This is a genomic window from Streptomyces sp. NPDC007164 (genome assembly GCF_040634135.1).
GTDB lineage: Bacteria > Actinomycetota > Actinomycetes > Streptomycetales > Streptomycetaceae > Streptomyces > Streptomyces sanglieri.
Genome location: NZ_JBEYFB010000001.1, coordinates 665313 through 688375, shown reverse-complemented (window position 1 = coordinate 688375; position 23063 = coordinate 665313). Strand labels below are relative to the sequence as shown.

The following is a 23063-nucleotide window of genomic DNA, read 5'->3' as shown; positions in this document are numbered from 1 at the left end:
CTCGAAGCAAGGGCGGCCGTACGGGACCGCCCCCGGCGAAGGGGCCGGGGGCAGTCCCACGGGGCGGGCTACTTCAGGTACACGATGCCGTCGGTGGTGATCGTCGGCCGGCCCGAGGTGGCGACGACAACGATCTTGACGGTGTGCTTGGCACTGGACGACCAGCTCTTCGTCCACAGCGCGTCGCGGTACTTGGTGGTGCTGGACTTCAGATCCACCGTGGACACCTTCACTCCGTCCACATAGACGTACGCCTGGCCGGAGGTGGTCGCCCGGGACGCCACCAGGGCGACCGAGCGGCCGGTGAACGTCCAGCTCAGCGAGGCACCCTTCGACGAGCTGGAGTACGACTTGCCGCCGAGGTAGCTCGCCGAGGACCGCGTCGTCCACGTACCGGACTTCGTCGCCGAGCTCTCCTGCACGATGACCGGCGTACCGGCGACCGAGGCGGTGGCGGTGTTGCCCGCCCGGTCGTACGCCTTCATGGACCAGGTGGTCGCCACGCCGGACTTGGCGGTGTGCGAGGCGCTGGCGGTCGTCGGGCCGTAGGTCCTGGCCACCGGTGCGGTGAGCCGGACCTCCTTGAGCGAAGCGGCGTCGGTGGCCTTCCACTTGAGGGTGAGCGGGACGGCCGTGGTGTTCACCGTGCCGGTGCGCAGCGCGAGGTTCGGCTTGGTGGTGAACGTGGGCGCCGTCTGCTCGGCGACCACGGTGGCCGCCGCCGACGTGGTGACCTTGCCCGACTGGTGGGTGGCGCGGACCTGCACCTGGTGGGTCCCGATGGCGAGGGTGGCCGGCGCGGAGGCCGCGGTGCCCGGGGTGGTGGCGACGGACCTGCCGTCGACCAGCAGCTCGTACTTGGAGACGAACGCGCTGGGGGTGCTCGCCGACCAGCCCACGGTGATCGCGGACCTGGTGTAGTACGTGGTGCCCGAGAGCCCGGCGCCGGTCACCGACTTGACGGCCAGCCCGGTGACGGGGCCCGCGGCGAGATCGCGGACCGACTTCAGCTGCCCGTACAGCAGGTTGCCGGGGCACTGGGTGTTGAAGCCGTCGCGGTGCCCGGAGATCTGCTTGAAGGAGTACTTCGTACCGGCGGTGAACTTCGTGCCGAAGTAGTTGCCGCCGGTGGCGCCCGCGGTGAGCATGGTGCTGCCCGCCGGGTCGCCCTTGTACTGGCCGAGCTTCCACGCGGCGACCCGGGCCACCGCCGTGGTTACCGCGGCGGGCGCGGTCGCGTCCGTGTACGTGCCGATGACCGCGATACCGGCCGACTCCCGGTTGAAGCCGTAGGTGTGCGCACCGAACACCGGCCGGTCCACACCGCCCTTACGGCCCTCGAAGACCGTCCCGCACTTGTCGACCAGGAAGTTGTAGCCGATGTCCTTCCACTTCTCGCTCTGGACGTGGTACGCGTACAGGCTGCGCACCACCGCCGCGGAGTCGGCGCAGGTGTAGGTGTTGCTTCCCGCGGTGTGGTGGACGAACACGGCCTTGACGCCGTCCAGGTACTCCGGCGCCTCCGGGCTGATCGACTCGTCGGCGCCCCAGCCGGCCCGCGAGACGATCGGCGGCTTCGGCACGGTCGACGGCGGCGCGGGCGGCAGGGTCTCGGCCGGGGAGGAGCTCGGCGACGCCGAGGGGCTCGGGCTCGCCGGGGGAGTGGGCTCCTCGGTGGCCGGTCCGGACGGGGCCGGTGACTCCGGTTCGGTCGGCGTGGGTCCGGCGGGCGTCTCCGTGCCGTCGCCCGGCGCGGCCGGGTCCGACGGGACCGGCTCCACCGGGTCGGTGGAGGGCGTGGCCGAGGGGTCCTCGGCGGGCAGGTCGGCAGCGAAAGCGGCCGGTTCGGCGGCGAGCGCGCTGCCCCGGCCCGGGGCCACGGTGTCCAGCCGCAGCCCCGCGGGCAGCTCGGCGGAGACCTTGCCGCCCGCGTTGATCCGTACCTCCACACCGTTGGAGGGCCCCACCCAGCGGGGTTCGGTGCTCCCCCGGACGCCGGCCCGGCCGGTTTCCGTACGCCCGTCCAGGTCGGTTTCGAGTGGCACCCAGGACGTCCAGTTCCCGCTGGCCGCGGACTTGGTGCGGACCTCCACGGCTCCGGTGACCTTGGCCGCCGGGTCGGTCCAGGTGATGCCCAGCATGCTGAACGGCGCGGTGTCCCGCTTGCCCAGGACGGCGGACGTGCCGTCGTCGCCGACCTTCAGCGAGGTGGCGCGCACATCGGTCTTCGGCGGGCCGGACTTGGCGTCGGTGTCCACCGACGAGTTGCCCGTCACCCCCTCGAAGACCAGGACACCGGCGACGGCCGAGGTCGCCACGGCGGCCGTGATCCAGATTCTTCGCTTCGAAAAGGGCTGGTTGCTGATTCTGCGCTTCGATCTCAAGTCGTACCCCAAGGATCGTCTTCGATGTTCGGGTCATGAACCGCTGGGGCAGGCGACGGCACAGGTCACAGGTGACCAGTGGGGGGTACGAGTACCGGCGCGCGCACACAGCGGAAGCACAGCTTCCCATGCCTGTGCGACATCCCGGCACGGCCCCCGGCCGGGCGTAGCCTGGCTGCCGTGACTTCCGTACCGCGCGTTCTTGCCGTATTCGACGAGCTGCTCCGGGAAGCGACCCCCGACCGGCGCGGGGCCCTGTGGCAACTGGCCGAGCAGGGCCGGGAGTTGGATGCCAACCTGGTGCGTCTGCCGCCGGGCGGTGCGGTCGGTGCGCATCAGGAGGACGTACTGGACGTGCTCCTGGTCGTCGTCGCGGGCGACGGCCGGATCGAGGCGGGGGACGATCCGCTGGAGTTGACCCCCGGCACCGTCGCCTGGCTGCCCCGGACCTCCCGCCGTGCCCTCGCGGCCGGCCCGGACGGCCTCGCCTACCTGACCGTCCACCGACGCCGCCCCGGCCTCACCATCCAGCCCCCGGCTTCGGCCCCGGCCGTGCCCGCGCCGGTGCGCGCCCCGTCGTACGAGGGCGGCGAGGCGCCCTGCATGCTGGACCTGGTCTGCCCGGGGTGCGGCCGGCTCTCGCGGGACCCGGAGCCGGTGTTCTGCAGCCGGTGCGGGGAGCGGTTCGCGACGGGGTGAGCGGCGGGGACGAGGCGGGGAAGCGGCGGGGGAGCGGCGGGGGAAGCGGCGGGGTCCGGATCGCCGGTGCGGCCTGCCGGAAGTGACCGAATCGCAAGTGCCGTGAGCAGGCCCGGATATGGCCGAGCGTCTAGTCTGTTGCCTCCATGTAGTCCACAGGGGGTCGCATGCACAGCGAGGGTACGGCCGGTCGCGATTCGGACCACGGGCAGGGCGACGGCTCCCCCCGTAGGGCCGGCGACTTCCTCCGGAGCGACTCCACCGAACACGCTCGGCCGTGGCCGGAGACGCAGCCGACGCAGGAGTCGTCCGAGCCGTCCGGCCAGGCGGCCGCCCCCGCACCGCACAAGGTGATCGACGGCCGTTACGAGCTGCTGCACAGCCTCGGACGCGGCGGCATGGGCGAGGTCTGGAAGGCTCTGGACACCCGCCTCGACCGGCACGTCGCGGTGAAGGGCCTGCTCGGCCGGGACGCCATCGGGGCGGCCACGCAGGAGCAGATGATGCAGCGGGCCCGGCGGGAGGCCGCGGCCATCGCCAAGATCAGGCACCAGAACGTGGTGGCGGTGCACGACAGGGTCGAGTCCGGCAACCAGGTCTGGATCGTGATGGACCTGCTCAACGCGCGCTCCCTGGCGGACCTGATGCGCGAGGAGCGGCGGCTTCCGGCACGGCGGACGGCCGCGATCGGGCTCCAGGTGCTGGGCGGGCTGCGGGCGGTCCACGAGGCGCGGGTGGTCCACCGCGACGTGAAGCCGGCCAACATCCTGTTCGCCAAGGACGACTTCGCGATCCTGGCGGACTTCGGCATCGCGACCTTCGACGGCGCCGTCCCGCTCACCAGGGCCGGTGAACTCATCGGCACCTTCAAGTACCTGGCGCCCGAACTGCTCGGCCAGACGTCGCAGGAGAGCGCCGCGACCCCCGCGTCCGACCTGTGGTCGCTGGGCGTCACGCTGTACGAGATGGTCGAGGGCCGGCACCCCTTCGACCGGCCGAACGAATACGAACTCCTGGTCGCCGCCTGCCAGTCCGACCCGCTTCCGATGGAACACGGCGAGGAGCTGGCCGAGGTGGTGGGGCAGCTGATGCACAAGGACCCGCACCGGCGGCTGAGCGCGGAGCGCGCGGAGGAAATGCTTCAGGAGATCCTCCGCACCACCACCCCGAAACCGGATCCGGTACGCCCGCCGGCCCCGATGGAGGAGAAGGCGACGAAGCCGCAGGCGGAGGCCGGGGAGGCCGGGGAGCCGGAGGCACCCGCCCCCGCCCCCGTCCCCGTACCGCCGCAGGTGCCGCGCCCCTCCCCGCCGCAGGCATCGCGCAAGCGCGTCCCCGGCCGGCAGAAGCTCTTGGCGGTCGCGGTGTGCGCGGCGCTGGTGGCCGGTCTCGGATGGTTCGCCGTGGAGCAGATGCGGGGGGACGACGATCCGGGCGCGGGCGGCCGTCCGGGCCAGGGGCCCGTGGCGGAGCCGTACATCAAGACGCACCCGGTCCTGAAGGTGGGCGTCAAGGCCGACCAGCCCGGACTGAGCGAGAAGACCAAGGACGGGAAGTACCGCGGGTACGAGATCGATGTGGCCTACGCCATCGCGCAGGACATGGGCTACACCCGCGAGCAGGTCACCTTCGAGCCGGTGAGCAGCGAGAACCGGAGCACGATACTGCAGAAGGGAGATGTGGATCTGGTCATCGCCACCTACAGCATCACGGAGGAGCGCAAGCACGCCGAGGCCCCCGACTACAGCGTCGCGTTCGCCGGTCCGTACTACGTGGCGAGCCGGAGCTTCATGGTCCGCAAGAAGGCGAAGGCGGTGTCGATCGACGACACCAGGGTGCTGGAGAAGAAGCAGCTCGAAGTGTGTACGGCGAGGAGTTCGACGTACGAGGCATGGCTGCCCAAGGCGGGCTACAACATGACGGAGTCGCTGCCGAGCGGCTACGACCGGTGCGTGCACGACCTGCTGGACCCGATGTCGCCGGTGTACGCGGTGAGCACGGACGACGTCATCCTCGCCGGGTTCGTCAGGAACAACCCCACCGAGCTGAAGCGGCTGGCCAGCGGCCCGGGTGCGGAGGGCTACGGCGTCGCGATGAACCCGGACGAGAAGGGGCTGAAGGGGGAGGTGTGTTCGTCGCTGAAGAAGATCATGACGGACGGCGTCTGGGAGAAGCTGTACGCCGACCACCTCGCCCCGCTGCTGAACAGGGTGAGCCCGCCGAACAAGCCCAAACTGACGGAATGCCCGTCCTGAAGCCGAAGCCCTGATCCGCGGAGGCGCCGGTTCACACGGGCGCTCCGGTTCACGCGGAGGCATCGGTCCACGCGGGCGCTCCGGTTCAGCGGTCGACCACCCACGCCGCGTCGGCCGGCGGCCGGCCGGTGGCGAGGATGTGGCGGACGATCCGGAGGGCCTCGTCGAGCGGCACGGTGTCCGCGTCGGGATACTCGTCGGCCTGCCCGTTCGACAGCTCGAACCCGTCGCTCCACTCCTGCGCTCCGGGGTCCGCGGCGTGCTCGCCCGGATCGCCCGGGTGGTCGATCAGCATCACCATGGCCCGCTCGGTGTTGCTCACGACGTACAGGGTCCGCCCGGACGAACTCTCCAGCAGCGATTCCAGCTTCCCGCAGGCGATCCTCCCCCGGAGCGCCTCCGCCACCGCGTCGGCGGCCACGGCACCGGCACCACCGGCATCACCATCACCACCACTGTCGCCGGCAAGGCTCCACGACTCCGCCATGAGCAGGACGCTCTCACGCCGCGGTCGGGGGACACGGTCCGGGGTGTCCTTCGAGCGCCGTCGGCCCGGCGATCGGAACGGCCCCGGAGCGCCGTGGTGCCGAAGGCCGCGGCATCGCCCACGCAGGAAGCGGACGGAGCGGCGCCCCGACCCGCCCGGTAGCCTCGCGCCATGGGGCTCGACATCACGGTGGTGATCGCCGACTGGTCATGGCTGGGCGAAGTGCCCGAACACGAACGGCTGTTGCGGCTGAGGAATGCCTGGTACGCCGACGAGACCGGCCTGTGGGAGTACGACACACCGACGGTCGAGGGCGACTGGGTATGGCCGAAGGGCCCGAACGGCGGCTGCTTCGCCCTCTACGAGTTCCTGCAGACCCTCGGCTCGTACAAGCCGCACTTCTGGGCCACGCACCACTGGGAACGCGTCCGCGACCACACCGGTCCGCCGCTGCGGGCCGGGCTGGACGCCTTCCTGCTCGGGCTGATCTGGGACGGCATGGACGGCGAGTCGGGGGAAACGGACGCCGACTTCTTCTCCGGCGAACCGGAAGTCGCGTACGGCCTGCTGATCGCACGCTCACCGGACAACGTCCGTAGGCTGGCCGCGCTCTGGGAGGACGTACGGCCACGGCTCGACGGATTGCGCGAGACCTTCACCGTGTACTCCGCCGTACCCGACGGCCGGGGCGGCGACTTCGACTCGTTCGCCCTCCTGCTGACGGAGTGGGGCCGCATCCTCACCGAAGCCGCGGGGCGGGGATGGGGCGTTGTGGGACTGAGCGAGTAGGACCGCGCCCGCGGGTTCGAGAGGAAGCCCCGGACCTCGGCCTCCAACCCCCGGTTGTCACCGGCCGCCGAAGGGAGCCGCGTCGTGATTCGCCGCAGACATGTGCTGCCGCGCGTTGTCGCACGCTCCTGATCACCCGAATCTGACGCCTGCTCCATCCCGGCTCTCCCCGTTCCACGCATGCGTTCACATCACATCGAGCTGCAGCCCCTGCCAACGGGCTCGGCAGTCTGCGGGGTCGGTCCCTCCGGTTCAAAACATGTGGAGCCGCACCGGTGCCTGCGGACATGATGACGGCATGAGCGATCATGCACTCCCCGTACAGGCACTGCTCGTTGTGGACGTCCAGGCGGACGCGGTCGAGGGGGACCGGGCGGTGCCCGAGGCGGTCCGGCTGCTGGACCGGACGGCGGATCTGATCGCGCGGGCGCGCAGCGGCGGGGCGCTCGTCGTCCACGTACAGAACGACGGGCAGCCCGGGGCGGGGGACGAGCCGGGTACCGCCGGGTGGGAGCTCCACCATCGCGTCGATGCCTCGGGTACGGAGGTCGTGGTCCGCAAGACCCGGGACGACGGGTTCCACGGGACGCCCCTGGGCGGCCTGCTGGCCGATTCGGGGGTGCGGGCGCTCGCCATCTGCGGGGTGATGTCGGAGATGTGCGTACAGGCGACGGCCCGTACCGCCCTGGAGCTGGGGTACCGGGTCGTCATGCCGCACGACGCCCACGCGACGCACGACATCCCGGCCGCGCCCGGAATCAGCGACCGGATCCCGGCCGCGGCGGTCTCGCGGGTCGCCGAGTGGGCCCTCGGCAGTGACCTCGAAGTCGTCGCGCACGCCGCGGACGTGGCCTTCACCGCACCGCCGGAGCGAACCGGCTGAACCGGCCGACGCGGACCGCGCACCGGCGGATCGGACCGGCTGACGCGGACCGTGCACCGCGAACCGGCTGAACCGGCTGATGCGCGCCGCGCACGCGCACCGGCGGATCGGACCGGTCGGCGTGGTCCGGGAACCGCGGTGCCCGCTCCTGTCGTCATCACGCCCGCGCCACCAAGCGCGGACCCGCACCGAGTGCCGTGCGGCCGCGCCACACACACGGACCAAGGAGCAGCATGAGCGTTAACGGCAGCACGCGACCCCTCAGCGGCAGCCGAAGAAGCACCGTCTCCTCGCCGCGCCGAGGCTCTCGTGCGACTCTCCTGAACGGCTCGAAGGCGGTGTTGGCCCTCGCACTCGTCCTGGCGGCCGCCACCGCGTGCAGCAAGTCGTCCGACGACGGAACGCACGCGGCCAAGGAATGGAAGGTCGGCGACTGCGCCGGGCCCGACGCCGCCAAGAAGGACGCCTACCAGCCGCTGGACTGCGACGACTCCAAGGCGACGCTCAAGGCGCTGGAGATCAAGGACGGCGCCATCTTCTCCGGCTCCATCCAGTGCCCGGCCGGCACGGACGCGATCATCTCGGTGAAGGTCTCCTTCGGTTCGGGCGACGCCAGTGCCGGGATTCCCAGCAAGACCATCTGCGGCCGCAACCTGAGCGGCGACCACCCCGGTGACGCGGGTGCGGGCGGCGGGCAGTTGGTGAAGGGCGACTGCGTGGACGACCAGGCCAAGGAGGTCGCCTGCGGGAGTGGTGGCAGCGGTGTGACCAAGGTGCTCGACCTGACGAAGACCGCCGAGCAGTGCCCGACCGGAAGCAAGCCCCTGGAGCTGTTCCCGAGCCCGGGACGGCCCTACGACGCGATCTGCACCGGCAAGGCGTGACGGACACGGTGACGTACAGGTCCTGACGCACCTGCCCCGGCCGGTGGAGCGAGCGGCGCTTCACCGGCCGAGGTGTGTCCGCCGGGCGAGCGGTTCTACACCGGGGCCGGGAACGTGAACCGTACGTCCGTCAGCCGTTCCGACAGCTCCCACAGACGGCGGCCGGTACCGCTGTCCGCCGCCCCGGGGGACAGCCGCACCCTGGTCGGCCGGCCGCGCAGCTCGCCGGGGCCGTCCGGGCCGAGGAACTCACCGCCCCGCACGTCCGGGTGGGTCGCCGCGTACAGCTGTGGCAGGGCGCCGCGCGCCGGGGTCTGGGCGAGTGGGGTGAGCACCCGGCCGTACAGCAGCTTCACCAGGCCGACCGGCGCACTCGTCTGCAGGTTGGTGGCGGTGTAGCCGGGGTGGGCGAGGAGGCTGAGCACCGGACTGGCGGAGGCGGTCAGCCGCAGATGGAGTTCCCGGCCGAAGACGGCGTTGGCGAACTTCGACTGGTTGTAGAACCCCATCGGCGAGTATGTGCGCTCGCCCGTGAGGTCGTCGAAGAAGAGCCGCCCCTGCCGGTGGTTGGCCGAACTCACCGTGACCACACGGGGATCGCGCCCGACCGCCAGCAGATCCAGCAGCAGTCCGGTGAGCGCGAAGTGGCCCAGGTGGTTGCTCGCGAACTGGAGTTCATGGCCCTGGGCGCTCAGCGACCGGGGCGGTGCCATCACCCCGGCGTTGTTGACGAGCACGTCCAGTCGCCGGTGGTCGGCGTGCAGCCGGTCGGCGAAGGCCCGGACGGAGTCGAGATCCGCCAGATCGAGCCGGCGCACCTCCAGAGCCGCGTCCGGCCGCCCGGCGGTGATCTCCGCCGCCGCCCGGTGGCCCTTCTCCTCGTTGCGTACGGCGAGGATCACATGTCCGCCCCGGAGGGCCAGCGCCCGCGCGGTCGCCAGGCCCAGGCCGCTGTTGGCCCCGGTGACGACGGACACCCGCCCGGTCTGGTCCGGGATCTGCTCGGTGGTCCAGTGCTGTTGCCGTGTCATGTGACACACGTTGCCCCGCATGGCACTCGGTGTCAATATGTGGCTGAGTGTCACGCGAGGCATGGGGTTACCATTGGCTGGTGAGCTCCCGCCCCGAATTGACCATGGCCCAGCGCAAACGCCTCCTCGTCTCGGGCGAACTGACCGAGGCGGCGCTGCAACTGCTGGCGTCGAAGGGGTTCGACGCGGTGACCGTCGACGAGATCGTGGCCGCCGCCGGTGTGTCCAAGCGGACGTTCTTCCGGTACTTCGCGTCCAAGGAGGACGTGGTCGTCCAGTTCCTGGCCGACATGGGCGCCGGCATGTGCGAGGAGCTGGCGGCCCGGCCCGCGGGGGAGCGCCCGTCCGTGGCGCTGCTGCGCGCCGTCTCCGTCTCCCTCGCCGCCTGCGCCCACCCCGACCACTCGGAGCGGGCACTGCGCGTGGTCCGGCTGATCCTGCGCACGCCCGCCCTGCGGGCACGCTTCATGGAGCGTCAGGCGCAGTGGAGCGACGATCTGACGGCGGAGCTGGCGGACCGTACGGGGCTCGGGCCCGACCCGGATCTGTACCCGCGACTGGCCGCCGGAATGGCGCTGGCCGCCTTCGATACGGTGCTGCGGCGGTGGAGCGACAGCGACGGCGAAGAGGACCCGGCCGCGCTGCTGGACCGGGCGTTCGCCGTGATCGCCCCGGCGCTGGACGCGGACGGGGCCCGGGGCGGCACCACGGCCCCCTGACGCCCGCCCCCGGCGCGCCCGTGCCCGGGAGGCCGGGCTTTCGGCGGGCCGGTTTTTCGCCGTACGGGCCTTTCGGCAGGCGGGTGTTCCGTCAGGCGGCCCTTTCGGCAGGCGGGTGTTCGGCCCTTTCTGCGGACCGGCGGAACAGGGCCGTCCAGAGGAAGGGTTCGCCGAAGAGCGGGGAGCCGGACGGTTCGTCGTGCATCCGGCGCAGTTCGATCTCCGTCAGGCCGGAGAAGATCCGGCGCAGCGACTCCGGCGTGTAGGCGAGACCGCCCTGGAGCCCGCCCCTCTCGTAGAAGGCCGCGTCGGGGAGCTCGGATCCCATGCCGCCCTCGCCGGCCGCGAAGCAGGTGAGGGCGAAGCCGCCGCCGGGGGCGAGGACCCTGTCGAGCAGGGCGAGATAGCTGACGCGCCGGTGCGGCGGCAGGTGGTGGAAGCAGCCGGAGTCGTACACGAGGTCGTACGGTCCGGTCAGCTCCGTCGCCGTGAGCTCGAAGATGTCGCCCTGGTGGAACCGGACATCGGCCCCCGCCTCGTCGGCCCGCTCCTCGGCCCAGGCGAGGGCGGACGGGGACAGGTCCACCGCGTCGGCCTCGAAGCCCAGGGATGCCAGATGGATGGCGTTGCGGCCCGGCCCGCAGCCGAGTTCGAGGACGCGCCCAGGGGCGATCAGACCACGGTCCACGTACGAGGCGAGGTTCTCGTCCGGCTTCGCCACGAAGAACGGCACGGGCCGCTCCCGGTCCGCGTAGAAACCGTCCCACCAGGAGCCCGCCCCGGCCGTCCACCGGTCGCCGTCCTGTGCGAACAGGCCGTCCATGAGCCGCAGTACGTCATCCGTCGTGCATATGTTCCGGTCCACGCGGACCCCCTTTCCACACGTTCGAATCGTAGATTCGCAGGGCCTCCGGGCCCAATTGGGCGGAGGCCCGCGAAACCTCCCGGCGGCAGCCCGGCGGACGGGAACGGGCGGGGCCGACAACCCCGTTCACCCCGGCCCGCATCGGGGGTGGGGGCGCCTGCGCCGAGGCGTGAAGGGGCAGGTCTCGCGCCCCCCGAGGGTTGTTTCTTGGGGAGTTCCGGAGGCGGGGGAGCCCGGGAAGTGATGGAGTCCGGAGTGCGTGGCGGACCCACCACCGACGTGGCGGAGCGGGAAGAGTGGCAGCAGCGGTAAGGACGACGAAGGAGGACCGATGGCGGGTGTCGTGGCGAGCCGGCGGAGGAAGACGGTGCGGCAGCCCATGGAGCTCCTGGGAGCACGGGACCGACTCCTGAGGGCGGGGCGCGAGTTGTTCGGTGCGTACGGGTACGCGCACACCGGGGTCGAGGAGTTGTGCGCCCGCGCGAAGGTGCCCGGCCACGTCTTCCAGCAGGAGTTCCTCTCCCGGGAAGTGCTGCTGATGGCGCTCTACGACGAGGTGGCGACCCACGGGCTGCGCGCGGCCGAGAACGCCCTGATGGCGGAGGGCATGGAGGACTGCTCGACGGCGGATCGGGTCCGGCTGCTCTTCGCCGCCTATGTGAAGGCGGTCACCGAGGACCCGTGCGCGGCCCGGGTAGCCTTCGTCGAGGTGCTCGGGGTGAGCCGGGAGGTGGACAACCACCTCGCGACCTGGCGGGCGATGTGGATCGAGTTCCTGACGTCCGAGGCCGAGCGGGCCGTGCGCCGGGGCGAGGCGGAGCCGAGCGACCACAAGGTGACCGTCACGGTGCTGAACCATGCGGTGGACGAGCTCATGGCCCACCACGGCCGCCGCCCCCGCCAGGTCGACGCCGAGTGGCTGACCGACGAGCTGACCCGGCTCTCGCTGGCCATGATCCTGCCGTCCTGACGCGCCCGCTTGCCGGGACGGCAAATAATGGACGGATGGACGACGGCGCACAGCACGCGGAACAACCGGACGACGAGATCACGACCGTCCTGACAGGCGTCGGCCCGCGCCTGCGGGCCCTGCGCCAGGAGCGCGGCACGACCCTGGCCCAGCTCAGCGAGACGACCGGGATCTCGCTGAGCACCCTCTCGCGCCTGGAGTCGGGCGGCCGCAAGCCCACGCTCGAACTGCTGCTGCCGCTGGCCAAGGCGTACGGGGTCCAGCTGGACGAGCTGGTCGGCGCCCCGGCCACCGGCGACCCGCGCATCCACTTCCGCCCCTTCGTCCGCGACGGCATGACGTTCGTACCCCTCACCCGGCACCTCGGCGGGCTGCACGCGTACAAGCAGATCCTGCCCGGCGGCCGTGGCGCCACCGGGCCACTGGAGCAGCGGGTGCACGAGGGGTACGAGTGGCTGTACGTGCTGGCCGGGCGGTTGCGGCTGCTGCTGGGCGAGCACGATCTGGTGCTCACGGCCGGTGAGGCCGCCGAGTTCGACACGCGTACCCCGCACGCGTGGGCCAGCGCCGGGCCCGACCCGGTGGAATTCCTCAGCCTGTTCGGGCAGCAGGGCGAGCGGATGCACGTACGGGCCCGGCCCTCTTCGGACCGCTAGGTTCTTTCGTTCCGGGTCGTGCCAGGTCTTCTCACGGCCGGGGCGTGTACGGGCCGCCCAGCCCCCACGCCTGGTGCATCGCGTCGGCGAACGCCGCCGCCAGCGCGTGCTCGCCGGTCGGCCCGGGGTGCGTGCCGTCGTAGGTGTCCTCGTGGATGTCGTACCCCGGCGGGCGGGAGGCCAGCAGGACCGGTGACATCGGGTCGTCCAGGTCGGCGACGGCCTTCGCCAGGAGCTCGTTGAAGCGGTCGCACTCGGCGGCGAACGGGGCGTCCGACTCGGCCCGGATGTTCGGTATCACGGGCATCAGGACCATCTTCACGCGCGGGTTCGCGGTGCGCGCCGCCGCGATGAACGCCCTTGCGTTCAGCGCCGTCTGGCCACTGTCCGTGTAGAACCCGAGGTCTATCAGGCCGAGCGAGACGAGCAGCACGTCCGTGCCGTGCGCGGTCACCGTGTCGGCGATCACCGGCGCCATGTGCAGCCAGCCCTCGCCCCAGCCGGCCAGGTGGGTGCGGGCCCCGGCGGGGAAGTCCGGCGCGCCGTACTCGTGACTGACGGGCCCGGCCGCTCCGGTGTCGTACAGCTCGCTGCGCGGTCCGACGATCGTGAACGGAGCACCGAGAGTGGCATCGAGGTGCTGCCACATCCGGTAGCGCCAGGTGAAGTCGCCGGCGCAGCCGATGGTCATGGAATCGCCGACAAACGTGAACCGCATGGCGTCATCATCGCGGATCACTCGCGCCGCCTGCGACGTGACGATGGACACTTGTGCCATGCGTTCGTACCTGACTGTGTCCGGAGCCGCCGCGCTGCTCCTGTTCGCCGGGCCGGCTCCGGCCGTGGCCGACGACGGAGCCGACCGGAGCTTCACGATCGAGGACCCCCGGATCACCGAGTCCAGCGGCCTCGCCGCGAGCCGTGCCCACCCCGGCATCTACTGGACGCACAACGACAGCGACGACGGGCCGTACGTCTACGCCGTCGACTCCCGGACCGGGAAGACCGTCGCGACCATCACCATGAAGGGGGTGGGCGAACCCCGCGACGTGGAGGCCATCTCGTTGGGGCCGGACGGCGATCTGTACGTCGGTGACATCGGCGACAACCTCAACGGCAGCTGGGACCACGTCTGGATCTACCGCTTCCCGGAGCCGAAGGAGCTGAAGGACGCGACGGTCCGGGCCACCCAGTTCGACGTGAAGTACGCGGACGGCCCGCGCAACGCCGAGGCGCTGATGGTCCACCCGAAGACCGGCCGCGTCTACATCGCCTCGAAGAACGAGGACGGCGGCGGGCTGTACGAGGGCCCCGCGAAGCTGACCACCGGCGGCGCCAATGTGTTCCGGCGGGTGGGCGAGGTGCCGTGGGTGACGGACGGGGCGTTCTCGCCGGACGGCAGGGAGCTGGTGCTGCGCTCCTACTTCAGTGCCCGGGGCTACGTCTTCGAGAACGGCAGGCTCGGCGCCGACCACGCGGTCCGGGCGCCGATCCAGCGGCAGGCGGAGTCCGTGACGTACACGGCGGACGGCTCGGCGCTGATGTTCGGCTCGGAGGGGGAGCAGAGTGACGTGGAGCGGGTGGACGTCGAACGCGGCGGGGGCGGCGGGCAGTCGCCGTCCAGGGGTGGCGACTCGTCGGCCTCCTCCGCCGGAGCGGGGAGCGGCGGCAGCGGGGACGTGAAGGGGACGACCCTGACCGGGGTGCTCGTCGTCGCGGGGATCGGCTTCCTGGTGCTCATGGGGCGGCGGCGGAAGGGAAAATGAGGGAATGAACCTTGGACCCGGACCTTTCATGACAGCACGGCTGGACGCGCTGCCGTTGCGGGTCGCGTACGCGGACGAGATGGCGGCGGTGCTCGGCGACCCGGCCCTCCACACGTACACCGGGGGCGCCCCGGAGACCGCCGACGAGCTGAGGGCCCGCTACGGACGTCAGACCGCCGGTTCGCCGGATCCCGGGGTGCGGTGGTGGAACTGGGTGCTGCGGGTACGCGACGAGGGCCGCCTGGCCGGATACGTCCAGGCGACGGTGGACGTGCCGGGCGCGGAGGCGGAGGTCGCCTGGGTGGTCGGGACGCGGTGGCAGGGGCGCGGGTACGCGAGGGAGGCCGCGGAGGGGCTGGTGGCACACCTGCTGGCGGGAGCGGGAGCGGGAGCGGGTGCGGGTGCGGGAGCGGGGCCGGTGGTGGTGCGTACGGTCCTCGCCCACATCCATCCGGACCACGGTGCCTCCGCCGCCGTGGCCGGTGCGGCGGGACTGGTGCCGATGGAGGAGTGGTGCGACGGCGAACGGCGCTGGGAGCGGGGCGCGGGGGAGGACTGACCCGCCGTTGTCAGTGGTGGATGCCAGAGTGGCGTACGTAGTCACAGCACTTGCGGAGGGGACCTCATGGGCACCTGGGACACCGGCCATTTCGACAACGACACCGCTGCGGACTTCTCGGGGCGGATCGACGACACGCCGGAGGCCGGTAAGGAAGCAGTGATCCGCAAGGCCCTGGAGCGGGCGATCGCCCCCACGGACTACCTGGACAGCGACGAGGCCGTGATCGCCGTCGCGTCGGCCGCGCTGGTCGCCTCGCAGTGCCCGGGAGGTGAGCCGGTGACCACCGCGTACGGACCCGACAAGCCGCTGCCCGTCCTCGCGACGGACCTGCGTCTCCTCGCGGTGAAGGCCCTCGACGCGGTGCTGGGCGAGGACTCGGAGCTGCGCGAGCTGTGGGACGAAGCGGAGGACAAGGAATGGGCCCCGGGCATAGCCCGGCTCCGGGAGGTGCTGGTGGCGGCGGGCGGGTGATCAGGCGCGGCGGCGGCCTGCCCGGATGAGCGTGTCGACGTCGAGGGTCACGGGGGCGCCGATCGACTCGGGGAGGGTGGCGGTCTGGCCGGGGGCGTACACCTGGTGGTTGTCGTAACCGCCGCTCATGGGCTCGGTCAGGACGTGCAGCCGGCCGTGCTTACGGTCGACGATCACGTACACCGGGATCTTGGCCTCGGCGTAGGCGACCACCTTGTTGCGCAGGTCGCTCCGGTAGTTGCTGGACGTGACTTCGAGGACGAGGCGGAAGACGGCGGGGTCGTAGCAGTTGTTCTCGATCAGATGCTCGTCGAGATCGGCGTCGACGATCGCCAGGTCGGGGATGGCGTAGTCCTCGGGGCCGCTCGGGAGCCACAGGCCGATCCCTTGAAGGACCTCTGCCTCGCCGTCGTCGAGACCGGCTGTGATGAACGGACGCATGATCTTGGTCAGCACTCGGGCGTGCGGGGCATCCGGGGATGGGGCCACGGTGATGACGCCTCCGATGATCTCGACGCGGTATCCCGGGTTCTGTTCCATCAGGCTGTTGGCCGTGTCGAGCAGCGATTCCGGTTCACCGTCACAGGGGTGCTCGACTGCTGCTGCAGACATTGCGGGCCTCCTGAAGGGTTGATGTCGAGGTCATCATCGTAGGCCGATCCGCTCGGCAGGGCCCGAAAGTCGTTCCGCCACTCGACCGAGTGAACGACGAAGGGCCCCGCGCACCGGCGCGGAGCCCTTCGACCTGTGGGTACGTGTTACAGCTTCTCGATCACGTAGTCGATGCAGGCGGTCAGCGCCTGGATGTCGGCCGGGTCGATCGCCGGGAACATCGCCACGCGCAGCTGGTTGCGGCCCAGCTTGCGGTACGGCTCGGTGTCGACGATGCCGTTGGCGCGCAGCACCTTGGCGACGGCGGCGGCGTCGATCTCGTCCGCGAAGTCGATCGTGCCGATGACCTGCGAGCGCTTCGCCGGGTCGGTGACGAACGGGGTCGCGTACTTGGAGTCCTCGGCCCAGCCGTACAGGGTGCGCGCCGAGGTGGCCGTGCGGCGGACCGTGAAGTCCAGGCCGCCCTGGGTGTTCATCCAGGTCAGCTGCTCGTTCAGGAGGAACAGCGTGGCCAGGGCGGGGGTGTTGTACGTCTGGTTCTTCAGGGAGTTGTCGATCGCCGTCGGCAGCGAGAAGAACTCCGGGATGTGCCGGCCCGAGGCGTGGACGCGCGCGGCGCGCTCCAGGGCCTCCGGGGAGAAGACACCGATCCACAGGCCGCCGTCGGAGGCGAAGGACTTCTGCGGGGCGAAGTAGTAGACGTCCGTCTCGGCGATGTCGACGGGCAGGCCGCCCGCGCCGGAGGTGGCGTCCACCAGGACCAGGGAGCCCTCGTCGGCGCCCGCGACGCGCTTGATCGGCGCGGCGACACCGGTCGAGGTCTCGTTGTGCGTGAAGGCGTAGACGTCGACGCCCGCCTCGGCCTGCGGGTCGGGGTGGGTGCCCGGGTCGGAGGCGATCACGGTCGGGTCGGCCAGCCACGGGGCGAGCTTTGCGGCCTTCGCGAACTTCGAGGAGAACTCGCCGAAGTTGAGGTGCTGGGACTTCGTCTCGATGAGCCCGTGCGTCGCGATGTCCCAGAAGGCGGTGGAGCCGCCGTTGCCCAGGATCACCTCGTAGCCCTCGGGAAGGGAGAAGAGGTCGCGCACGCCCTGACGCACCGCGCCGACCAGGTTCTTGACCGGGGCCTGGCGGTGGGACGTACCGAGAAGAGACGTGCCGGTGGCGGCGAGCGCGTCGAGCGCCTCCGTCCGCACCTTGGAAGGACCGGCGCCGAAGCGTCCGTCGGCGGGCTTGATGTCAGCGGGAATCTGGATATCGGCCACGAACCGGAGCGTAGTGCCTCATGGACGCGGCCGAGCACCGTGTCCGTCGGATGAGACGCCCGCTCCGGTCCGTGGACCGCGTACCGGACCGCGTACGGGACCGCGTACGGGACCGCGTACGGGACCGCGTACGGGACCGCGTACGGGAGTGGTGCTCAGCCCAGCTCCACCGGCAGGTCGTGCAGGTCGTTCTGGGTGACGATCGGCTTGTTCCGCAGCTCGGACGCGGGTACCGCGAGCTTCAGTTCCGGGAACCGCTCGTACAGCGCGGGCAGTGCCACGCCCGCCTCCAGCCGGGAGAGCGCCGCACCCGGACAGACGTGCGGGCCGTGGCCGAACGCGATGTGGCGGTTGGGCGAGCGGGTGATGTCGAAGTCACCGGCCGTGGGACCGTGCTGGGTCTCGTCGCGGCCGAGCGCGCCGAAGGACACGATCAGCGCCTCGCCCTTCGGCAGGACCTTGTCGCCCACCTCGACGTCCTCGGTGGCGAACCGGATCAGGACGTGCGACGTGGGGGTGTTCCAGCGCAGCGTCTCCTCGATCACGTTCTCCCACGGCACCTCTCCCGCCAGCACCTGCTTGCGCTGCTCGGGGTGGGTCTGGAGCGCGACGACCGCGTTCACGATCAGGCTGATCGTGGTCTCGTGGCCGGCCGCGATGATCAGCTGGAGGGTATTGACGATCTCCTCGTCGGTGAGCTGGTCACCGTTCTCGGAGGCCGCGATCAGGGCGCTGGTGAGGTCGTCGCCGGGGTTCTCCCGCTTGCCGTCGACGATCTTCGTGAAGAGCGCGCCGAGGTCCGCCATCATCTGCGGGACCTCTTCCGGCGGGGTCTGCGTCGAGAAGAACTTCTCGAACAGCTCCTTCAGCCGAGGGTGGTCCGCGCTGTCCACGCCCATCAGCTCGCTGATCACGTTCATCGGCAGCGGGTAGGCGAACTCCGCCTTCAGGTCGACCGGCTCGCCCTCCGGCAGCGCGGCCAGCCGGTCCAGGCTCGCCGTGGTCAGCGCCTCGATGCCGGCCCGCAGCCGCTCCACCCGCTTCACGGTCAGCGCCTGGGCGACCAGGGTGCGCAGCCGGCGGTGGTCCGCGCCGTCGACCGTCAGCATGGAGCGGCCCGGGTTGGCGAGGCCGATCAGCGGCCAGTCCATCGGTATCTCGCCGCGCTGCCAGGCGTTCCAGACGTTGATGTCCTTCACGATCCGGCTGTCGGTGAGCAGCTGCCGCGCCTCGGCGTGGTGGGTGACCGCGTAGCAGTGCACCCCGCCGGGCAGCTCCACCTCGGCGAGTGGGCCCGCGGCCCGCAGCCGGGCGCTCTCGCCGTCGAGGTCGGCGACGAAGGGGTCGAGGGCGATCCGGGTCATCTCTGGCCTCCGGTGGCGGTTCCCGCGGCGGGTCCCAGGGCGAGGGTGGGCGTGAAGGTCAACGGCAGATCGGTCAGCCCCCGCAGCCACGGGGACGGGCGCCGGGTGAGCTGTTCGGCGGGGACGGCGAGGTCGATGTCCGGGAGCCGGTCGAGCAGTACCTCGATGCCGGTACGGGCGATGACCTCGGCGGTCTCCTGGGCGGTGAACGGGCAGCGGTGCTCGCCGTGGCCGAAGGAGAGGAACGCGTTGTTGCCGCCGGTCAGGGCGGAGCCGTCGGTGCGGACCTGCGGGTCGGCGTTGGCGGCGGCGATGCCCAGCAGCAGCAGGTCGCCCGCCTGGATGTGGCGGCCGCCGAGACGGGTGTCGCGCGAGGCCCAGCGCCCCGCGACGTTCTGCGTCGGGGTGTCCTCCCACAGGACCTCGTTCATGGCCTCGGCGACACTGTGCCGGCCGCCCGAGAGGGAGGCGGCGAACCGGTCGTCGGTGAGCATCAGCCGCAGCGAGTTGCCGATCCAGTCGGCGGTCGGCTGGTGGCCGGCGGCCATCATGACCATCAGGTCCTGCGCGACCTCCTCGTCGGTGAAGTGGCCGCGGTCGGCGAGCATCCGCGAGGCGACGTCGTCGCTGGGCTCGGCGTGCTTGTCGGCCAGCAGCTGGAACATGGACGAGGCGAGGTGCTGCTGCCCGGCCAGGGCCCGCTCCCGGCCGTCGATCATGTCGTTGAGCGAGCCGACGAGCGCGTGGCCGACGGTGTCGCTGAAGCCGTAGATCTTCGCCAGCACGAGGGCGGGCAGCAGCATCGCGTACTCGGCGATGACCTCGGTGCTTCCGGTGGCGCAGAACCGGTCGATGAGACCGTCGGCGAACTCCTCCGCGTACCGCTTCAGCGCGAACGGGTCGACGGCCTCCAGCGCGTTGCTGATCATCGTGGCGCGCTCGGTGTGCCGGGGGCCGACCGTGTACAGGATCGACGGCTGCTTGCGGCCGATCATCGGCAGCAGCGGCCAGTCGCCGGGGATCCGGTCCCACTGGTTCCACAGGTCGGAGTCGCGGCTGAACAGCACCGGGTCGCCGGTGACCTGGTGCAGTTCGCGGTAGCCGAGCACGAGCCAGGCGGGGATGTCGCCGTCGAGGACGACCGGCGCCACGGACCCGTGGTCGCGGCGCATGTCCCGGTAGAGCCCGGTCGGATCGGTCTGGAACCGGGGGCCGGAGAGCGGCACGCGGCCCTGGGAGACGGGGCAGCCGGAGGATGGTGCCGGGGGCTGGGTCACGGGGTGGGCTCCGGGGTCTTCTCCGGCGCGATCTCCGGACGGGCGGCGGCGGAGCGGGCGGCGGCCCCGCCCTGCGAGAGGGTGTGGAGGTACTCGACCAGAGTGATCAGTACGTACTTGCTGGACGAACGGTCCCGGGCGTCGCACTCCACCAGCGGCACGTCGTCCGAGAGGGCGAGCGCCTCGCGTATCTGCTGCTCGGTGTGGAGCGGGCCGCCGAAGTCGTTGCAGGCCACGATGAACGGCGTGCCGTGGTGCTCCAGCCGGTCGATCGCGTACCAGGAGTCGGCGAGCCGGCGGGTGTCGACGAGCACGACGGCGCCGAGCGTGCCGGAGAACAGCCGGTCCCACAGGAACCAGAAGCGCTCCTGGCCGGGGGCGCCGAAGAGGTACAGCACGGAGCGTTCGTCGAGCGAGATCCGGCCGAAGTCGAAGGCGACGGTCGTGGACGTCTTCGAGTGCACGCCGTCGAGGTGGTCGACGGCCTCGCCCGCGCGGGTCATGGTCTCTTCCGTGTTCAGCGGACGGATCTCGCTGACGGAGCGGACCATGGTGGTCTTGCCGACGCCGAAGCCGCCGACGACGACGATCTTCAGTCCGTTGTCGGCCGTCGCCCGCAGGGCGGCACGGTCAGAGGTTGCGGAGTCCAACGAGCACCTGTTCCAGGATGTCGGGGTCGGGGAGCCGGTCCGCGACACGGGCAGTACGGGGGTGACGGGCGCTGATACGTCCGGTGTCCAGCAGATCGGACAGCATGATCCGGACGATGCTCACGGGCAGGCCGAGTGCCGCCGCGATCTCCACGACCGCGGTGGGCAGTTGGCACATCCGCAGGATCGTGACGTGCTCCGACTGCATGCCGGGGGCCGGCTCGCACTCGGAGACCACGAGCGTCACCAGGTCGAACGCGTCCGAGTCGGACCGGCTGCGCCCTCCGGTGAGGGTGTACAGCCGGTCCGGATCGTCATCCCGGCCGGGGCGGCGGGGGCGGGTCATACGGCCGCGGTGGCGTCGGTGGCGGTGACGTCGGAGGCCGAGGGGGAGCGCGGCGGGGCACTGAGGTGCTCGCCGAGCTGCTCGACGAGCTCGCTCATGTTGTGGCCGATGAGGCCGACGTCGGATTCCTCGGAGGCGACGACCGCGAGATGGGCGCCCGCGCCCGCCTCGACGATGAACAGCACGCCGCCGTAGAACTCGGCCATCGCCGACCGTACGCCGCCGGTGCCGTCACCGAACTCGACGGACGCGCCGTGCGACAGGCTCTGGATGCCGGCCGAGATCGCGGCCAGCTGGTCGGCCTGATCGACGGAGAGCTCGGGGGTGCGGCACAGCTTGAGGCCGTCCCTGGACAGGACGAGGGCATGACGAGTGCCGGGGGTGCGCTCCAGGAGCCCCTCCAGCAGCCAGTTGAGCTTCTCGTCGGTGGTCGCGGTCATCGGGTGTTGCCTTCTTCCGGGTGCGGGGAGTTGGCCCGAACAGCCTGGCGGAAGCTGCTGAAGCGGGCCGCCTGTTCCTTGGGGTCGGAGGTGCGGGGCCGGGGGGCCTCGGCGCCGTCGGTGTGGGCGTTGGCGCGGGCCTCGGCGGCGGCGAGGGTACGGCCGCGGGGGCGCTTGGGCAGCCCGCTCTCGCCGAACCGGGGCAGGTTGCCGGTGGTATCGGAGGCGGGGGAGTCCTCGGCGGGGGTGGCCGGGGGGTTCGCCGGGGCGGGGTCGGCCGGGGCGTACGAGGAGTGCTGTGGCTGCTGGGAGTGCTGCGGCTGCTGTGCGCCGGCCGTGGTGGTCGGCGTCGCGGCCGCGGCAGTGGTGGCCGTGGTGGCGGTCGCCGCCGGGGCAGCCGGCCGGACCGCCGACGCGTTGCCGTGCGCGGGCTCCGGCTCGGGGGCCGGCCGGGACGCCGGGACCGGGACCAGTGCGGAGGCCCGGGTGAGGAGCTCCTGCGGGAGCATCATCAGGGCGCCCGTACCGCCGCGCGCGGACGGCCGGAACGAGACGGTCAGACCGTGCTTGCGGGCCAGCCGGCCGACGACGGCGAGGCCGAGCCGGGTGCCGGAGAGCCCCGTCAGGTCCTGGTGGGTGGCCGACACCGCACGCTCGGCGCGGCGCAGCTGCACATCGCTCATGACCAGGCCGCTGTCCTCGACGGTCAGGACGATGCCGGCCGGCACCTCCTCGACGTACACATGGACCTCGGCCGTGGGCGGCGAGAAGTTGGCGGCGTTGTCGAGGAGTTCGGCGAGCGCGTGCATGACGCCCTCGGCGGCGTGCCCGGCGACCGCGACATCACTGGTCGAGTGGAGCCGCACCCGCTGGTAGCCGCTGATCCGGCCCATCGCGCCGCGCAGGATCGACTCCATCACGATCGGCTTCGCCCAGCGCCGGCCGGAGCGGGCACCGGTCAGCACGGCGATGGAGTCGGCGAGCCGGCCCGCCTGGGCGGTGCGGTGGTCGAGATGGAGCAGGTCGCCGAGCACGTCCTCGGAGGCGTGCCGGTGCTCCATCTCGCGCAGGTCGGCGAGCATGCTGGTGGACAGGGCCTGCATCCGGCCCGCGGCGTTGGCGCAGGCGGCGACCGCGGCGGAGCGCTCGGTCTCGCTGCGGGTCGCGCGGGCGGTGAGCCGCTTGTTGTCGGCGGTGAGCCGTTCGGTCTCGGCGGCGGCCTGTGCGGTGATCCGTGCGGTCTCGGTCTCGGCCGCGGACCTGAGCCGCGCCGTCTCGGCCGCCGCGGCGGACTTGATCCGGGCGGTCTCGGCGGTGAATCGCTGGCCCTCGGCCGCAGAGGTGGAGACGAGGCGGCTGATCTCGCCGGTGAACCGCTGGGTCTCCGAGGCGAGCCGGGCGCGCAGACGGTTCGCCTCGGTGCGGGCACGGACGGCGACGGCGACGGCGGCGGACAGCAGTACGGCGCCGGCCCCCGCCCCCCAGGCCAGCTCGGGCCGTGCCGAGTCGGGGGCCGCGGCGACCGCCCACAGACACAGGGATCCGGTGACGGCCAGCGATATCAGCAGGGCCACTGCGGTCGGCCGAGATGAGGGGCTCAAAGGGAGTCCTAGGGGGCGGACGGGTACGGACGGATCGGGCAAGCGGGGCGAACCGAATGGCCCAGATCGGGACAGTTCGGAACAGTT

The 23063-nt window shown here is 71.6% G+C and carries 24 protein-coding genes; 11 read left to right on the top strand and 13 right to left on the bottom strand.

The features are described 5' to 3' along the window. Positions 1-68: 68 nt before the first annotated feature. Positions 69-2318 (bottom strand): N-acetylmuramoyl-L-alanine amidase, encoded by a 2250-nt coding sequence (locus tag ABZ622_RS03145; RefSeq protein WP_360539755.1) that lies wholly within the window; start codon positions 2316-2318, stop codon positions 69-71. 246 nt (positions 2319-2564) lie between these two features. Here ABZ622_RS03145 and ABZ622_RS03140 point away from each other — a divergent pair, with 246 nt between their 5' ends. Both ABZ622_RS03140 and ABZ622_RS03135 read left to right on the top strand, forming a co-directional pair. Further along, the gene (locus ABZ622_RS03140; RefSeq protein ID WP_360539753.1) at positions 2565-3083 is read left to right on the top strand and encodes a hypothetical protein; all 519 of its coding nucleotides are present in this window, start codon (positions 2565-2567) and stop codon (positions 3081-3083) included. Positions 3084-3250: 167 nt separating this feature from the next. Continuing rightward, positions 3251-5338, top strand: coding sequence for a serine/threonine-protein kinase (locus ABZ622_RS03135; protein ID WP_360539751.1), 2088 nt, complete (start codon positions 3251-3253; stop codon positions 5336-5338). Between the two features lie 85 nt (positions 5339-5423). Here ABZ622_RS03135 and ABZ622_RS03130 read toward each other — a convergent pair whose 3' ends face one another. Continuing rightward, positions 5424-5825 (bottom strand): hypothetical protein, encoded by a 402-nt coding sequence (locus ABZ622_RS03130; RefSeq protein ID WP_360539749.1) that lies wholly within the window; start codon positions 5823-5825, stop codon positions 5424-5426. 171 nt (positions 5826-5996) lie between these two features. Here ABZ622_RS03130 and ABZ622_RS03125 point away from each other — a divergent pair, with 171 nt between their 5' ends. The 3 genes from ABZ622_RS03125 to ABZ622_RS03115 all read left to right on the top strand — a co-directional run bounded on the left by ABZ622_RS03125 (position 5997) and on the right by ABZ622_RS03115 (position 8381). After that, the gene (locus ABZ622_RS03125) at positions 5997-6614 is read left to right on the top strand and encodes a hypothetical protein (protein ID WP_360539747.1); all 618 of its coding nucleotides are present in this window, start codon (positions 5997-5999) and stop codon (positions 6612-6614) included. 298 nt (positions 6615-6912) lie between these two features. After that, positions 6913-7497: a cysteine hydrolase family protein gene (locus tag ABZ622_RS03120; protein WP_360539745.1), complete on the top strand. Its 585-nt coding sequence runs from the start codon at positions 6913-6915 to the stop codon at positions 7495-7497. 233 nt (positions 7498-7730) lie between these two features. After that, positions 7731-8381, top strand: a complete 651-nt coding sequence (locus ABZ622_RS03115) for a hypothetical protein (RefSeq protein ID WP_360539743.1) — start codon at positions 7731-7733, stop codon at positions 8379-8381. A gap of 95 nt (positions 8382-8476) precedes the next feature. On the opposite strand, the gene ABZ622_RS03110 is transcribed toward ABZ622_RS03115, so the two are convergent. After that, entirely contained in the window at positions 8477-9412 is a 936-nt protein-coding gene (locus ABZ622_RS03110) for an oxidoreductase (protein WP_360539741.1), read from the bottom strand. An 80-nt stretch (positions 9413-9492) separates the two neighbouring features. On the opposite strand from ABZ622_RS03110, the gene ABZ622_RS03105 reads away from it, so the two are divergent. Continuing rightward, complete coding sequence (locus tag ABZ622_RS03105; RefSeq protein WP_360539739.1) at positions 9493-10131, top strand: TetR family transcriptional regulator; 639 nt, start codon at positions 9493-9495, stop codon at positions 10129-10131. 91 nt (positions 10132-10222) lie between these two features. Here ABZ622_RS03105 and ABZ622_RS03100 read toward each other — a convergent pair whose 3' ends face one another. Then, the gene (locus ABZ622_RS03100; protein WP_360539737.1) at positions 10223-10996 is read right to left on the bottom strand and encodes a class I SAM-dependent methyltransferase; all 774 of its coding nucleotides are present in this window, start codon (positions 10994-10996) and stop codon (positions 10223-10225) included. 379 nt (positions 10997-11375) lie between these two features. On the opposite strand from ABZ622_RS03100, the gene ABZ622_RS03095 reads away from it, so the two are divergent. Both ABZ622_RS03095 and ABZ622_RS03090 read left to right on the top strand, forming a co-directional pair. Further along, positions 11376-11966, top strand: coding sequence for a TetR/AcrR family transcriptional regulator (locus ABZ622_RS03095; RefSeq protein WP_360540262.1), 591 nt, complete (start codon positions 11376-11378; stop codon positions 11964-11966). 35 nt (positions 11967-12001) lie between these two features. After that, positions 12002-12622 (top strand): helix-turn-helix domain-containing protein, encoded by a 621-nt coding sequence (locus ABZ622_RS03090; RefSeq protein ID WP_360539735.1) that lies wholly within the window; start codon positions 12002-12004, stop codon positions 12620-12622. Positions 12623-12653: 31 nt separating this feature from the next. Here ABZ622_RS03090 and ABZ622_RS03085 read toward each other — a convergent pair whose 3' ends face one another. Beyond that, positions 12654-13340, bottom strand: coding sequence for a GDSL-type esterase/lipase family protein (locus ABZ622_RS03085; RefSeq protein WP_360539734.1), 687 nt, complete (start codon positions 13338-13340; stop codon positions 12654-12656). A 58-nt stretch (positions 13341-13398) separates the two neighbouring features. On the opposite strand from ABZ622_RS03085, the gene ABZ622_RS03080 reads away from it, so the two are divergent. From ABZ622_RS03080 to ABZ622_RS03070, 3 genes are all read left to right on the top strand, one after another. Further along, a complete protein-coding gene (locus ABZ622_RS03080; RefSeq protein ID WP_360539732.1) occupies positions 13399-14388 on the top strand; it encodes a WD40 repeat domain-containing protein in 990 nt (329 codons plus the stop codon). 28 nt (positions 14389-14416) lie between these two features. Further along, positions 14417-14947 carry a GNAT family N-acetyltransferase gene (locus ABZ622_RS03075; protein WP_360539730.1) on the top strand — a complete coding sequence of 177 codons (531 nt, stop codon included), beginning with the start codon at positions 14417-14419 and terminating at the stop codon, positions 14945-14947. Positions 14948-15013: 66 nt separating this feature from the next. Further along, a complete protein-coding gene (locus ABZ622_RS03070; protein ID WP_360539728.1) occupies positions 15014-15421 on the top strand; it encodes a DUF4259 domain-containing protein in 408 nt (135 codons plus the stop codon). On the opposite strand, the gene ABZ622_RS03065 is transcribed toward ABZ622_RS03070, so the two are convergent. The 8 genes from ABZ622_RS03065 to ABZ622_RS03030 form a co-directional block, all read right to left on the bottom strand. Further along, positions 15422-16033: a Uma2 family endonuclease gene (locus tag ABZ622_RS03065; RefSeq protein WP_360539726.1), complete on the bottom strand. Its 612-nt coding sequence runs from the start codon at positions 16031-16033 to the stop codon at positions 15422-15424. It lies immediately after the preceding gene. Between the two features lie 146 nt (positions 16034-16179). Then, positions 16180-17298 carry a phosphoserine transaminase gene (serC, locus tag ABZ622_RS03060; protein WP_360539724.1) on the bottom strand — a complete coding sequence of 373 codons (1119 nt, stop codon included), beginning with the start codon at positions 17296-17298 and terminating at the stop codon, positions 16180-16182. A gap of 155 nt (positions 17299-17453) precedes the next feature. Continuing rightward, positions 17454-18662: a cytochrome P450 gene (locus tag ABZ622_RS03055; protein WP_360539722.1), complete on the bottom strand. Its 1209-nt coding sequence runs from the start codon at positions 18660-18662 to the stop codon at positions 17454-17456. After that, a complete protein-coding gene (locus ABZ622_RS03050; protein WP_360539720.1) occupies positions 18659-19939 on the bottom strand; it encodes a cytochrome P450 in 1281 nt (426 codons plus the stop codon). Before ABZ622_RS03050 ends, ABZ622_RS03055 begins: the two co-directional genes overlap by 4 nt. Beyond that, positions 19936-20589 (bottom strand): ATP/GTP-binding protein, encoded by a 654-nt coding sequence (locus ABZ622_RS03045; RefSeq protein ID WP_360539718.1) that lies wholly within the window; start codon positions 20587-20589, stop codon positions 19936-19938. The genes ABZ622_RS03050 and ABZ622_RS03045 overlap by 4 nt, the downstream gene beginning before the upstream one ends. Further along, entirely contained in the window at positions 20570-20935 is a 366-nt protein-coding gene (locus ABZ622_RS03040; protein WP_360539716.1) for a DUF742 domain-containing protein, read from the bottom strand. The genes ABZ622_RS03045 and ABZ622_RS03040 overlap by 20 nt, the downstream gene beginning before the upstream one ends. Then, positions 20932-21375 carry a roadblock/LC7 domain-containing protein gene (locus tag ABZ622_RS03035; RefSeq protein WP_360539714.1) on the bottom strand — a complete coding sequence of 148 codons (444 nt, stop codon included), beginning with the start codon at positions 21373-21375 and terminating at the stop codon, positions 20932-20934. Before ABZ622_RS03035 ends, ABZ622_RS03040 begins: the two co-directional genes overlap by 4 nt. After that, the gene (locus ABZ622_RS03030) at positions 21372-22976 is read right to left on the bottom strand and encodes an ATP-binding protein (protein ID WP_360539712.1); all 1605 of its coding nucleotides are present in this window, start codon (positions 22974-22976) and stop codon (positions 21372-21374) included. The genes ABZ622_RS03035 and ABZ622_RS03030 overlap by 4 nt, the downstream gene beginning before the upstream one ends. Positions 22977-23063: the final 87 nt, after the last annotated feature.

Coding starts and splice junctions, on each gene's coding strand:
- ABZ622_RS03115 (WP_360539743.1), top strand. CDS start 7,731: ATGAGCGTTAACGGCAGCACGCGACCCCTCAGCGGCAGCCGAAGAAGC.
- ABZ622_RS03130 (WP_360539749.1), bottom strand. CDS start 5,825: ATGGCGGAGTCGTGGAGCCTTGCCGGCGACAGTGGTGGTGATGGTGAT.
- ABZ622_RS03070 (WP_360539728.1), top strand. CDS start 15,014: ATGGGCACCTGGGACACCGGCCATTTCGACAACGACACCGCTGCGGAC.
- ABZ622_RS03120 (WP_360539745.1), top strand. CDS start 6,913: ATGAGCGATCATGCACTCCCCGTACAGGCACTGCTCGTTGTGGACGTC.
- ABZ622_RS03035 (WP_360539714.1), bottom strand. CDS start 21,375: ATGACCGCGACCACCGACGAGAAGCTCAACTGGCTGCTGGAGGGGCTC.
- ABZ622_RS03110 (WP_360539741.1), bottom strand. CDS start 9,412: ATGACACGGCAACAGCACTGGACCACCGAGCAGATCCCGGACCAGACC.
- ABZ622_RS03125 (WP_360539747.1), top strand. CDS start 5,997: ATGGGGCTCGACATCACGGTGGTGATCGCCGACTGGTCATGGCTGGGC.
- ABZ622_RS03080 (WP_360539732.1), top strand. CDS start 13,399: ATGCGTTCGTACCTGACTGTGTCCGGAGCCGCCGCGCTGCTCCTGTTC.
- ABZ622_RS03055 (WP_360539722.1), bottom strand. CDS start 18,662: ATGACCCGGATCGCCCTCGACCCCTTCGTCGCCGACCTCGACGGCGAG.
- ABZ622_RS03135 (WP_360539751.1), top strand. CDS start 3,251: ATGCACAGCGAGGGTACGGCCGGTCGCGATTCGGACCACGGGCAGGGC.
- ABZ622_RS03090 (WP_360539735.1), top strand. CDS start 12,002: ATGGACGACGGCGCACAGCACGCGGAACAACCGGACGACGAGATCACG.
- ABZ622_RS03085 (WP_360539734.1), bottom strand. CDS start 13,340: ATGCGGTTCACGTTTGTCGGCGATTCCATGACCATCGGCTGCGCCGGC.
- ABZ622_RS03065 (WP_360539726.1), bottom strand. CDS start 16,033: ATGTCTGCAGCAGCAGTCGAGCACCCCTGTGACGGTGAACCGGAATCG.
- ABZ622_RS03040 (WP_360539716.1), bottom strand. CDS start 20,935: ATGACCCGCCCCCGCCGCCCCGGCCGGGATGACGATCCGGACCGGCTG.
- ABZ622_RS03075 (WP_360539730.1), top strand. CDS start 14,417: ATGACAGCACGGCTGGACGCGCTGCCGTTGCGGGTCGCGTACGCGGAC.
- ABZ622_RS03095 (WP_360540262.1), top strand. CDS start 11,376: ATGGAGCTCCTGGGAGCACGGGACCGACTCCTGAGGGCGGGGCGCGAG.